Annotated in this window: 11 protein-coding genes; 2 read left to right on the top strand and 9 right to left on the bottom strand. The window is 49.9% G+C overall.

The window, feature by feature from the left end; translation table 11 throughout:
- Positions 1–2 precede the first annotated feature (2 nt).
- A complete protein-coding gene (locus tag AC27IB_RS03410; protein WP_487118927.1) occupies positions 3–1,169 on the bottom strand; it encodes a glycoside hydrolase family 88/105 protein in 1,167 nt (388 codons plus the stop codon).
- Positions 1,170–1,619: 450 nt separating this feature from the next.
- Here AC27IB_RS03410 and AC27IB_RS03405 point away from each other — a divergent pair, with 450 nt between their 5' ends.
- Both AC27IB_RS03405 and AC27IB_RS03400 read left to right on the top strand, forming a co-directional pair.
- On the top strand, positions 1,620–4,316 hold the full coding sequence (locus AC27IB_RS03405; protein WP_487118925.1) for a TonB-dependent receptor: 2,697 nt from the start codon (positions 1,620–1,622) through the stop codon (positions 4,314–4,316).
- Positions 4,317–4,464: 148 nt separating this feature from the next.
- Positions 4,465–5,220 carry a rhamnogalacturonan acetylesterase gene (locus AC27IB_RS03400; protein WP_487118923.1) on the top strand — a complete coding sequence of 252 codons (756 nt, stop codon included), beginning with the start codon at positions 4,465–4,467 and terminating at the stop codon, positions 5,218–5,220.
- 85 nt (positions 5,221–5,305) lie between these two features.
- Here the strand turns inward: AC27IB_RS03400 and AC27IB_RS03395 are convergent, their stop codons facing one another.
- The 8 genes from AC27IB_RS03395 to AC27IB_RS03360 all read right to left on the bottom strand — a co-directional run bounded on the left by AC27IB_RS03395 (position 5,306) and on the right by AC27IB_RS03360 (position 12,956).
- A complete protein-coding gene (locus tag AC27IB_RS03395; protein WP_487118921.1) occupies positions 5,306–5,911 on the bottom strand; it encodes an SDR family oxidoreductase in 606 nt (201 codons plus the stop codon).
- Positions 5,908–6,357: an FAD synthase family protein gene (locus AC27IB_RS03390; protein ID WP_296046049.1), complete on the bottom strand. Its 450-nt coding sequence runs from the start codon at positions 6,355–6,357 to the stop codon at positions 5,908–5,910. The genes AC27IB_RS03395 and AC27IB_RS03390 overlap by 4 nt, the downstream gene beginning before the upstream one ends.
- A 54-nt stretch (positions 6,358–6,411) precedes the next feature.
- Positions 6,412–7,128, bottom strand: a complete 717-nt coding sequence (locus AC27IB_RS03385; protein ID WP_296046046.1) for a LytR/AlgR family response regulator transcription factor — start codon at positions 7,126–7,128, stop codon at positions 6,412–6,414.
- Positions 7,119–8,150: a sensor histidine kinase gene (locus AC27IB_RS03380; protein WP_487118918.1), complete on the bottom strand. Its 1,032-nt coding sequence runs from the start codon at positions 8,148–8,150 to the stop codon at positions 7,119–7,121. Before AC27IB_RS03380 ends, AC27IB_RS03385 begins: the two co-directional genes overlap by 10 nt.
- A gap of 1 nt (position 8,151) precedes the next feature.
- The gene (locus tag AC27IB_RS03375) at positions 8,152–9,519 is read right to left on the bottom strand and encodes an alpha/beta hydrolase family protein (RefSeq protein WP_487118916.1); all 1,368 of its coding nucleotides are present in this window, start codon (positions 9,517–9,519) and stop codon (positions 8,152–8,154) included.
- 424 nt (positions 9,520–9,943) lie between these two features.
- Positions 9,944–10,858: a sugar kinase gene (locus AC27IB_RS03370; RefSeq protein WP_487118914.1), complete on the bottom strand. Its 915-nt coding sequence runs from the start codon at positions 10,856–10,858 to the stop codon at positions 9,944–9,946.
- Positions 10,855–11,493: a bifunctional 4-hydroxy-2-oxoglutarate aldolase/2-dehydro-3-deoxy-phosphogluconate aldolase gene (eda, locus tag AC27IB_RS03365; RefSeq protein WP_487118912.1), complete on the bottom strand. Its 639-nt coding sequence runs from the start codon at positions 11,491–11,493 to the stop codon at positions 10,855–10,857. The genes AC27IB_RS03370 and eda overlap by 4 nt, the downstream gene beginning before the upstream one ends.
- Entirely contained in the window at positions 11,493–12,956 is a 1,464-nt protein-coding gene (locus AC27IB_RS03360) for a mannitol dehydrogenase family protein (protein WP_487118910.1), read from the bottom strand. The genes eda and AC27IB_RS03360 overlap by 1 nt, the downstream gene beginning before the upstream one ends.
- Position 12,957: the final 1 nt, after the last annotated feature.

The raw sequence follows: 12,957 nt of genomic DNA, 5'->3' as shown, positions 1-12,957 counted from the left end.
GGTTATCTACCCAGTTCCAGCGCTGCCAGAATGAAAGGACCCACGCCTTTGGCATCATTCGGGCGAATAGGCTCGCTCATGTAATACTCGAAACTGCCGTCGCGATAGGGGTTACCACCTAGTCCGGCTACCGCACATACCTGATTAAGGCTAATCACATTGGTTGCCGGATCTACAGAAATCATTTGATCCACCAGCCCGGCAAAGCCTCGTTCAGCGTGAGCGCGGTAAGTCTCAGGTAATACTCCCAGGTTAACGCCACGTGCCATGGCATACGTCAGCATCGCCGTACCGGAAGCTTCCAGGTAGTTGCCTTCGCGATCTCCCAAATCGGTAACCTGATACCAGGTGCCGGTGGCATCCTGATATTTCACTACCTGCGACATAAATTTCTCAAAGCGGGCCGCCATCCAGGCTCTTTTTGAATTTTGAGCCGGCACGACGTCCATTACATCTACCATTGCCATGGCATACCAGCCAAGCGCTCGTGACCAGTGATGAGGTGATAAACCCGTGTTTTTGTCGGACCATTTTTGATCCCGTGACTCATCCCAACCATGGCGGGGCAAACCAGTTTCCGGGTCATACAGGTGTTTTTCAATTAACTCGAACTGTAAAAATACGTCGTCGAGCTGCTCTGGATTTCTGGCGCGCATAATGTACTCAGCATAAAATGGGGCGCCCATGTACAGGCCATCGAGCCACATCTGACTGGGATAACGTTTTTTATGCCAAAACCCGCCTTCGCTGGTACGCGGATGTTCATTCAGCTGAGCGCGCAGTTTGTCTGCCGCGAGCATATATTTCTCATCACCGGTTTGGTCATATAAGAAAAACAGAACCTTACCGGCATTGAGCATATCGATATTAAACTTTTCTGCTTTATAGGTAGCGATATTTCCCTGCTCATCGATGAGCTGGTCGTAGTAACCTTTAAGGTAATCGAAATACCGCTTGTCGCCGGTTTTTTCATAGACCCGGGCAAACCCCAACAGGTTTAACCCGTGCACATAGTCCCAGGTGGGCTCTTTATCCCAGTCCATCATCCAGGCTTGTGGGAAACGAACCATTTCTGATTCCACCATGCGTTGATACCAAGGCTTGGTGTTATCCAGCGTGTCAGTTTGCGCTGATACGGTGGCTGTTACCAACAGCAGTGTTACCAGCATTGTCCTAATCACCTTTCCTATCATTTTCGACCCCTGTTGAAAAAATGTAAATAAATTATGCTACCGGTAGCATTTTAGTAATTTCACTAATGTTGTCAACATGTAAACACAATAACAAATGCAGAAAATAGTGCTATAAAAAGCCGCAAAAAATCACCTAAGTAGTTAATCTTTAGTATAAAAACACTAGCCTACAGGCCAGGTAAACTAACCACTCAATGTTTCTAATATGGAACATAAATGACAAAAGCAACGAATTATCGAAAATTTTGTGAACGGCAGTTGCCACCGGTAGCATTTATATCTATATTGTTAAGCGCTTGTTAACCAATACACATAATAACAACAGGTTTAACAGAATACGTACCCATGCACACAACATGTTCAGCAGACACTGACGGAAAGAATGCACTGCGGAACAGGTTAATAAAAAACGTGAGGAAGCCACGAATGAAATTTGCCAAGAGTTTTAACAAAGCCCCATTAAGTCTGGCGGTAGCCTGTGCTTTACTAACGCCTGCCCTGGTGCAGGCCCAGGAAGCGCAAGACAATGATGTTGAAATTATTGAGGTTCGCGCCTCGAGCTTTGCAGACAGCCTGCAAAAAGCCCTGATCACCAAACGCGCATCAGCCGGCGCGGTCGACACTATTCTCGCTGAAGATATTGCCGACTTCCCTGATCAGAACCTGGCCGAATCGTTACAACGTATCCCGGGCATCGCTATCAGCCGTGATGCCGGTCAGGGGCGTGAAATAACCGTTCGTGGTCTGAACTCAAGCTTTACCCGTGTGCAGCTTAATGGCATGCAGGCGCAGTCACTGTCAGCCGGTCCTGGCGGCGTGCGTAAAAGCCGGGCATTCGATTTTAACGTTTTTGCTTCTGAGTTATTCAGTCAGTTAACCGTACATAAAACCTCTTCTGCTGAAATAGAAGAGGGTACTCTGGGCGCCACTGTCGATTTGACCACCGGCCGTCCATTTGATTTTAAAAACAATGTGACTGCCATTAACGTACAGGGCACTTATAACGACCAGTCTGAAGAAACCGATCCCCGACTGTCGGCTCTGACCAGCTACACGAATGAAGATCGCACGTTTGGCTTTTTGGTCTCTGCGTCGTTTTCTTCGCAGTTAGTCAGCAATATTGGCGCTGACACCGGCCGCTGGGAAGATGACAATTTCTGTACGGACGAGTCCTGCCTGGGCACTCAAAGTGAAGACCTGAGCAGTTACTGGCACCCGCGGTTTCCGCGTTTTGCCGATAAAAGTCACGACCTGGACCGCACCGGTCTGACCGCCTCACTGCAGTTTGCGCCTACCGAGGATACTACTGTTACAGTAGATGCCTTATACGCAAAAGTTGAAGCTCAGCGTCTTGAACCATTTATGCAGGCCATCTCTTTGGCGCGGACAAACTCTTTAGGTGTTGGTCAGACTTACCTGACCGACTACACCATTGACGGTAACGACAGCATTGTGGCGGCTACCGCTCACGATGTGGATATCCGCTCGGAAAACTTTGAATCCAACTGGGAGTCTGAATTTACCCAGTTCAGTGTGGATGTTGAGCATCATATTAACGACGATCTAAAACTGCATCTGTTAGCAGGGACTTCTGAGTCGGTACTGGATAATCGTGAAACCACCATTATATATGAGCACTTCAGTGAAAATGACTCGCGCCGCATGCTCGATTATGCCGAAAGCAGCTCTGCGGTAACCTTTGATTACAGCAGCCCCATGAGTCCGACCATTGGCTACAGTTTTGATACCGCTAACCCCGCTAACTGGGAATTGTCAGAGTACCGCGACCGTTTATATGATGCAGAATCCAGCTACGACAACGCACGCCTTGATTTTGCTTATATCCTGAATGATTCAGTAACGCTGAAAGGTGGTGTTACCTACAAAGATTACATGTACGAAATTGCCGGTTCTCGGGCAGACGGCACTTTTGCCAATGCAGATGCCGCCGATGGTACCGTGGATAACGTCGCCTTTGGCATCAGCAACGTGGTAACCGCTGCCGATGGTAATGTGGTAAGTGCCGGCGGTCAGTCATTCTTTATGGCCGATAACGCGCAGCTGCCGCAATTCCTTGCCAGTGGTGGCTGGAGCTATGCCCCTCGAGGTGGTGATACCTACGCGGTTGGCGAAGAAAACATGAGTTACTTTATTCAGGCTGACTTCTTCTTCCCGGTTGGCGATATGGACCTGCGTGGTAACGCCGGTGTGCGCTATGCGACAACCGATGTTGAATCGACTGGCCTGGTAAACGGTGACCCAACCACGGTTAAAAACGATTACAGCGATACGCTGCCCTCGGTTAACCTGGCACTCGATCTCACCGAAGACGTGGTATTACGTGCCTCTTATGCCGATGTGATGTCTCGCCCTGGCCTGAGCACATTGTCGCCGGGCGGCAGTGTAGACCCGTTCAACCTGGGTGTTAGCTATGGTAACCCGTTCATCGAACCGTTCCGCGCTACCAACTACGACCTGTCTGCCGAGTACTACTTTGATGAAGGCGCGTTACTGTCTTTCGCCTACTTCATTAAGGACATTGAGTCGTTCCCGACCAATGAAACCAGTACGCTTAACTGGCAGCAAATTGGCTTACCAGACAGCGTACTGGGTGGTCAGGCGGATATCGTGAATAATGCCGACTTTGAAGTGCGTCGGCCGGTTAATGGCGGCGGTGGCAAGCTCGACGGTTACGAAGTGCAGTACCAACAAAAACTGGACTTCCTGCCTGGACCTGAATGGGTGAAAAACTTTGGTGTGCTGGCAAACATGACTTTTGTTGATGCCGACGTGAATCTCACCGGTCAGTCAGACAAATCGTCTAACTTTACGGTTTACTGGGAAAATGACTTGTTCAGTGCGCGTATTTCGATGGCGAAACGCAGCGAGTTTACCACGTCATTCCAGAGTGATCCGAACAAAGAGCGCTATGTGGATGCCACCACCCATGTTGATTTCTCGGCGAGCTACAATGTGTCAGAAAGCCTGAAAATTTCTATTGAAGGGATTAACCTGACCGATGAGCCGATTGTTGCGCTGGTCTCGCCAAATATTGGCGGCCGCTTGTGGAATGTCACCCAAACCGGGCGTCAGTTCTTCATCGGTGCCAGCTACAGAATGTAATGTTTTGATAGTGTGCCCAAGGATCATTTGATCCGCTGTTGGACCGGGCCGGGAAACAGGGGTTACGAACCAATATAACACCTGCTCCCGCGCCCGGTCCCCAGGCCATTTGTTACAAATGGCCTTTTTTTATTTTTAAGGAGAAAAGATGAAACGCGTTGTCTTTGCGCTGATACTGTCGGCTTTTTGCTCTCATTCTCTGGCCTGGGATCCTACCCGGGTGGCGCTGCATCTGGTGGGCGACTCAACTATGTCTGACAAACCCAACCTGGCTTACCCTGAACGTGGCTGGGGCCAGTTACTGCCTCAGTACATGAACGAAGAACTGGAAATCGTAAACCATGCTGCCAATGGCCGCAGTACTCGCCGCTTCATCAATGAAGGACGCTGGGCACTGGTGTTATCCGAGCTCAAAGAAGGCGATTATGTTTTAATTCAGTTCGGTCATAACGACCAGAAAAAAGACGATCCGGCGCGCTACGCCTCGGTAGATGAAGACTATCCGGCGTTTTTGCGTCAGTACATCAAAGAAGTGCGTGAGCAAAAAGCCATTCCCATGATTGCCAGCTCTATTTGCCGTCGCCATTTTGATGAACAAGGTAAGCTGCAACGTAAACTCATCGATTACGCTAATGCTGCCAGACAAGTTGCCGAAGCTGAAGGGGTTGAGTTCTTTGACCTGAACGAACAAACCTGTGGATTCTTAACATCCATCGGTGAACCCGAAAGCCGCCAGTATTTTATTCAGGTACCACCGGATTTATACACCCGCTATCCGGATGGTAAAACCGACAACACCCACTTAAATGTAGTGGGTGCCTCTAAAATAGCGCAGTTTTTCATTCGTGACCTGCGTGCCCGTAATCATCCGCTAGCGAAGTACGTTTACCGCGACTCACTGTAAGCGCATTGGTTATGGCCACTTGTAAAGGCCGGCGGTTATTCAGCGCTGGCCTGTTATACCAACCCGCACAGGGAATGGGTATTATTCACGGATTCAACTCAAACTCATTAGCCCGGATAAACAACACATCTCCCGGCGCAAATTCACCGTTTATAACCTGCATAACGTAATCCGTAAGTTGCTCACAGGTCATCATATTATTGTTAGGTAGGTCAAAGTAATCGCGGAACTTGGTATCGATGGCGCCCGGGCATAAGCACACCGAGTTATAACCATCCGCCGCCAGGCTTTTCGATAAGGTGATCACGCCGGCTTTTGACGCACAATAAGACGACCAGTCCTTGTAAGCATTAAACCCGGCCGTTGATGAAATTTGAATTAATTGAGTGGATTCAGAAGCAGTAAGTGCATACTTACATACATAATAAGTACCTACCAGATTCACCTGGATATCGTTTACCCACAGAGCACTGTCCGACTCCAGAATACGCTTAGGGTGGATTGAACCGGCGTTATTGATCACTATATCGTAAGGCGCAGACTGACTGGCAAAATACGCTTTTACCGATATTTCACTGGTAACATCCAACGCGCTGCGCCCCGGGGTATCAATGTGGAACTGTTCGCCGTATTGCTGCTTAAAGCTTTGCGCCCAATCGCCGCTACCGCCAGTGATTAAAATACGCTTCATGGCTTTTTAATCTCCGGATTTTCGTGTTTGTCTGCGGTACTTTTCAGTTTGGTGTACTGCTCAGTAATTTGCTCTTTCAGCTTGGACGTACTGACCCCTTCACCATAAGGGAAGTAATACACTTCCACGCCCAAATCGCGCAGATAATCATACTTACCGCGCCAGTCATCGCCGACCACAAACACATCGATATTGAGGTCTTTCACACGGTCGGTGTGATCCAGTGAGCGTTGTGGGATCACCATGTTCGGATATTTCAGGGCAGAAATAATGGTTGCCCGCTCTTCATAAGGCACGGCCGGGGGGTTTTTATAGGTACAAACCAACTCATCCGTACTCACCCCTACAATCAGGGTGCCACCAAAACCTGCGCCATATTCAATCATTTTCACGTGGTTACTGTGAAACAGGTCAAAGGTACCTGAAACATACACTATCGGCTTCATATTTTTATTATTCCTGCGTATTGATAGCCTGAGGATAACATCGTTTAAATCAGCTTACAGTGATAACCGCTGCTTAAATGCCTGTGCCTGGCGGCGGGAAGGCACCAGAATACGGCCGTTTTGCATGCGTACCTGCCATTGTCCGTTGAGCGGTACCTCAATCTCGTCAATAAACGCCAGATTGATAATTTCAGACCGGTTAATGCGGAAAAACTCGGCCTCAGGCAAGCGCGCCTCGATATGAGAAATGGCTTTATTCAACATCGGCTTATGCTGATCAAAATAGACCCTGGTATAGTTACCCACCGACTCAAACAACTGCACCTGATGCAGTTTTATCAGCCAGCATTGTTCCCCCTCTTTGACAAACAACTGACTGTTGGCATGAAGCGTTGCATCGGTCTGCCCAGTGGGTTCAGCACGAAGCTGCCCCTGTGCTTTAGTCAGCGCTTTGGTTAAGCGCGGCAGGGTAATGGGTTTTAGCAAATAATCCAGTGCATCCACTTCAAAGGAACGCACGGCAAACTCATCATAGGCGGTGGTAAACACTACCAGTGGCAGCACCTCAAGTTGCTCCAGCAAATCGAAACCGTTGCCGCCAGGCAGGTCGATATCCAGCAGAATAAGGTCGGGCTGCAACTCATTAATCATGCCTCTGGCACTTTCCACGGTATCCGCCTGCCCCACTAACGTAACATCGGGCAATTGAGAAAGCTGTTCACATAATTCCAGTCTCGCCAGTCGGCTATCTTCTACAATGACTACCCGCATGCTTCGTCCTTATAGGGTATTAGTACCCTTGCCACCACTTTGTCTTCCTGTTGACTCAGGTTAAGGTCATGATGCTCAGCATACAGCAATGCCAGTCGTTGCCGGATATTATCAACGCCGATCCCGCCCTGCCGGGTATCCAGCATGCCAGGATTGGTCACCTCAATCAGCAGGTTTTGTTCATTACGGCGGATAGTCACGGTTACCAGGCCGCCCTCTATCTGCTTGGCGATACCATGCTTAATGGCATTCTCCACCAGCAATTGCAGCATTAATCGCGGCACCGGGCAATGCTGGCTAACTGTATCGTCCACCGTCACCTGGTAGGCCAGACGCGATTCATACTGCATCTTCATCAGGCTCACGTAAGTCTCAACAATAGCCAGTTCGGCAGACAGCGATGAGGTTTCTCCGGCATCACTTTGCAGATTATACCTTAACATATCAGCCAGATTGGCCAGCATGTCTCTGGCCTTTGCCGCGTCTTCTAAAATCAGTGCACGAATATTATTAATGCAGTTGAACATAAAGTGCGGATTTAACTGACTCAGCAAGGCGTTTAACTGCGCCTGTTGCAGGTTTTGCTGGAGGTCTTCCTGAGACGTTTCAAGTTCATCTACTTTGCGTTGCCGGGTAATAAAAAAGTACAGGCCACTCCAAATAAGCAGAACGGGCCAGACCACCAGCAGATTGTGAATAAACAGCAAATGCAACGAGCCACTGGTCTGCTGGATAATTGGGTTTTTAATGACCACCAGGGTGCCGAGCATCAGACTCGTTGCCCCGGCGGCACAAAGCAGGGATGCTGACACGACACCGGCAACGACTTTTAACAAGGGTAAACGCTGCCAGCGGCGATACCAGATACGCAAACAATGTGAAGCCGCCATAGCAAAGCCATAGAGGATAAAGACAGCGATAAATAACGGATAGCTGACTATGCCTGCGGTCACTTTTAACATTGAGTCGATGGCGAAGAATAATCCCCAACCGGTAACCTGGAGCAGCCAGTATTGTTTCACACTATTCCTCCACCCGGCTGCTGATCCAGTCACTGATAATCAATAGCGCCTGCGGCGCAAACGTCTGATTAATTCTGCCATATTCGTCCGGTAGGCCGGATTCAGCCTGCTGAAAAAGGTGATTGAGACCTGGCAGTATCTTCAGTGTCACATCCTCGTTTTCAGAGCTTGCAAAAATGACCTCCATACCTCCGATATTCGTGGCTGCAGCCACCTGCAAATCCTTTTCGCCATTTAATGCGAGTACCGGCATAGTCAGCTTTGGCAGTACCTCTTCAGGCTGATAGGTTAAAAAGCTTCGCCCCCACTCGTTGGCCACCACTTTAAGATACTGTTGGGCGGTGGCTTTGTCATAACCTTTGCTCAGTAAATCCTGCTCTATAGCCTGAGGGCTTTCTCCGGCAATCACCTGCTCAGCAAAAACGCGCATCGCCTGATAAATAGCCTCGCCATTGGGCAATCCGTAGGCAATCACCATATCCCGTTGCTGTTCGGCCCATAAGGTTGTGCCATCCACACCTAATCCTGCGAGCAGCACAACAAATGCAACCTCTGGCTGACGAGCAGCAAACAATGGTGCCGTGACACCGCCCTCACTGTGTCCAATCAGGCCAATTTTTTGCTGGTCGATTTCATCCCGGGTGTTTAAGTACTCGAAAGCAGATGCCACGTCGGTGCTGAAATCCTCTATGGTTGACCCGGCAAAGGTACCACCGCTTTTTGCTGTACCGCGATCGTCAAACCGTAACACGGCAACGCCGGCTTTAGTCAGGTGATCGGCAATCACCAGAAAAGGCTTATGACCCATCAGGGTTTCATCACGATCCTGAGAGCCCGAGCCAGACACCAGTATGGCTGCCGGAAAAGGGCCTTTGCCGTCAGGCAGAGTAAGCGTTGCGGCAAACTCAAAAGCCCCGGAAGTATGGGGGTAACTGACTTCTTCAACGGTATAGGGAAAAGGCGCTTCAGGGTGCTGAGGTCGTGCCGCGGCTTGTTTGGCTTGCTCTTTTCCTTCCTCGCTCTGGCGGGCCAGGGTCAGCGCAAAAGATTTGCCGCTTTGAGTGAATGTCCCTGCCAGCTTGCCGTCTTCCAGCGCCGCCTCATAAGAAGCGCCGATGGCAGCAAACTTCACCTTTATCTGAGTCTCGGAAATACTTTCGGCTCTGCCCGGAATGCCAAAAGCCCCCTGGCTCGGACTATCCAGACTAATCTGCCAGTCGGGCTCAGTGCCCGCAATATGCAGTACCACAGGCAATGATACGCCAGGCTGAATATTGAGTTCGCCATACCAATCACCAGCGGTATCCATGGCCGCACTGCTATTTGCCAGGAGTAATCCGGCAACCAAACCTGTAATCCATCTAAGCATAAAATGTCTCCTTAACGGTTGAGTTTAACATACCAATCCGTATGGAGGATTCCCCTCTCAGAGTGAGACAAAACGGCTTAAATCACGACGCGTTCTCTGTGGCATAGCCATTCTATGTCCAGAGGGCGCAACACAGATATAAGTCGTTTTGGCCACTCCCTTTGGGCAGGACTGGCAGGCTCTATGGCGTTGTTACACTTGTTTGGTTTTGCAGTAAACCCTGCGCAATCAAGCCTAACCAGAAAGCCTGCCAGTCATGCTGAGTGGGTAATCCTCCATATGAATTGGTATCGGACACAGAATGCCTGATTAAATCAAGTCTGGTGGATTAAATGACTAACGGTAATAACGACGGATAAATGGTAAATAGCGGGGATGGGCGGTAAGCCAGCAGGGCTGCAAAGTTACCCTGCTGATTTATTCATTAAAGGGGGGTTACGGCCTTTCTTAAGGTGTCAGCCGGAATAATGGCGCCGGGATGCTGAATAACCGTACCGGCCACCATGGCACCAAAGCTGGCTGACTCAGTCACGTTTTTACCAGACAAACGCGCTGCCAGGTAGCCGCCGTTAAATGCATCGCCAGCGGCGGTGGTATCCACCACGTTAGTTACCGTTTGCACCGGAACGATAAACTGGCCTTCGTGATTGACAATATGCACGCCTACCGCGCCGTTTTTCATTACCACCTCGCCAATGCCAAACGGGGCCAGGTGGGCGAGCACATCATCAGCATTGGTATGGCCGTATAACGCCAGGTGATCATCACCACCAGGGAACGCGATGTCAGCAACCTGATAACTTTTATCCATCCATTCCTGAGCTTCCTGCTGATCACGCCACAGGCGTGGACGGTAGTTAGGATCAAAAACAATTCGGCATCCGCTGCTGCGTAAGGTATTGATCAGGTCAAACAGCTTCTCGCGCTGCTCAATATCTAAAATAGCCACCGAAATACCCGAGAAATAAAACATCTCAATATTATCCGGGGCCTGAGACATCACATTGAGGGTTTGTGTGGCTGCCGAGCCATCCCGCCAGTAGGCAAAGGTACGCTCACCGTACTTGTCGGTTCGTACCATATACAACCCCAGGTTACGCTTGCTACAGCGATAAACATGGTCGGTATTTATTTGCTCATCACCCATGGCAAACAGCAGCTCATTACTTAAAAAGTCTTCGCCAATAGCAGTCAGATAACTTACCGACAGGCCCGGCGCATTGCGTTTTAAGTACACTGCGGTGTTGTAGGTGTCACCCGCAAAACTCTTTTTTAGTTCGGTGGCGCTGGTTGACACCAGTTCCACCATACATTCCCCAAAAATGACGACTCTTTTCACGCGGCATCCTTAGTAAATTGTTGTTGCGCCAGCGCACAGGCAGCGGTTACGCCCTGCCAGTCGCCGCTTGCTACACAGCTCTTTGGAATCATCCAGGAGCCGCCCACGGCGAACACGTTGGGCAGACTGCTGTATTCATGCAAATTAGAATTGGAAATACCACCGGTTGGGCACAGTGATACTTCCGGAAAAATAGCGCTGAAATTTTTCAGCATAGCGGCACCACCGCTTAAACTGGCCGGAAAGAATTTCACTTCCGACAAGCCGGCCTCAACGGCCAGTAAAATGTCTGAGGGAGACGCAGTACCAGGCAGATAGGGAATATTAATATCGCTCAGCGCCGACAGCAGTTTTTCACTGATAGTCGGGGTAATTATAAATTGACTCCCGGCATCTACCGCTTCCTGCACATGCTCCTGATTTAACACTGTGCCCATACCCACCAACAGCTCCGGAAATGCTTCGCGAATGGCGGTCACGGCGGCCGCTGCTACTGGTGTACGACGCACAACTTCAATACTGCGTAAACCACTGGCATGCACGGCGCCGGCAATATTAACGGCCTGCTCTACACTTTGTGGCTGCAGAATCGGTAGTAATGGCGTGCCCTTTATCAGGCTTTTAAAGTCGGACATTACAACGCTCCTAACACTTCGGCAGCATTGTCGCCGTTGATGGATGAAAGCACCTCAACATATTCCAGCACGGTGTCTTTAAACCATTTGTTAGCCGTCAGTTCGGCGAACACCTGAGGCAAATTCAGCACAGCTGCACCGAGTGCTGACAGGTCACCCTGGTGCTGATTGGCTAAACCAATTAAGGTTTCGGCCAGCGGATCCACCAGCTCATCCTGATCGTTGGCACGTTTGGCAATAAATAAAATCCACGCGGCAATGGGCACACACAGTAATTTCGCCTGTTGACCAAGTTTTAAGTTGTCGCGCACGGTATTGAGCACCCGGAAAGGCAGCTTCTGCGAACCATCCCAGGCAATTTGTGCCAACAAGTGGCGGATGTGGCGATTCTTGTAGCGATTTAAAATATCTTCCGCGTAGGCGGGTAAATCCATCACGCCTTCAGCGTTAATAGACGGAATAATTTCATCACTCAGCAAGCGGCGAATAAACGCTTCCAGCGCGGTGTCGCTAATCGCTTCATAAACGGTTTCTTTACCAAGCAGGATCCCGGTGTACGCAAGCGTTGAGTGGGTGCCATTTAAAATACGCAGTTTGGCATTTTCAAAGGCAGCCACATCATCGGTGAAGGTTACCCCTACTTTTTCCCAGGCCGGACGCGGCCCGCTGAATTTATCCTCAACCACCCACTGGGTAAAGCCTTCGCGCTGAATAGGCCAGGCATCTTCAACACCCAGCTTATCGGCCGCCAGGCTAATCAGTGCTTCATCGGTGGCCGGCGTAATGCTATCAACCATGGTACAGGGAAAGGCAATATTTTGTTCAATCCACTGCGCCAGTTCCGGCTGGATTTTCTCGGCAAACTGCAACACGGCTTTGGCCAGTTTTTTGCCGTTATCCGCCAGGTTGTCGCAGCTGATCACGGTAATATCGGCCTGTTGCTGCTCAAAGCGGTGCTTGAGCGCGCTCACAATAAGCCCAACCGCCGATACCGGCTCATCAGGATTGGATAAATCGTGCATGATGTCGGCGTGTGACGTATCAAGTTCACCATTACTGGTCAGGCAGTAGCCTTTCTCAGTAATCGTTAACGAAATAATATGAGTATTGGCGTCGGTCAGCGCAGCCATAATGGCTTCACGGTCATCATTTAATACCAGTACGCTGTCGAAGGCGCCGATTACCTGCACATAGGGCTCGTTGTCCAGTACTACCAGTGAATACAGATTGTTCTGCCCGGCCAGCTTTTGTTTCAGTGTAGCGCTGCGCATCGACACACCGGTAATACACCAGTTACCGCCATAGGCCATGGCCATATCGGTATACACAGCCTGATGAGCGCGGTGAAATGCGCCTGGCCCGATGTGCACAATACCGCGACCGCGTTCAGCACGATCGTAATCCGGCGTTTTTACCTCGGCTGGCAGGTTAGCCAGCGTAGCATTGTTTAAAGACGCCACCATG

The organism is Alteromonas sp. 4NH20-0104 (assembly GCF_057547795.1).
Note: the sequence above shows the minus strand (reverse complement) of the source record. Positions and strands in the feature narration are given on the sequence as shown.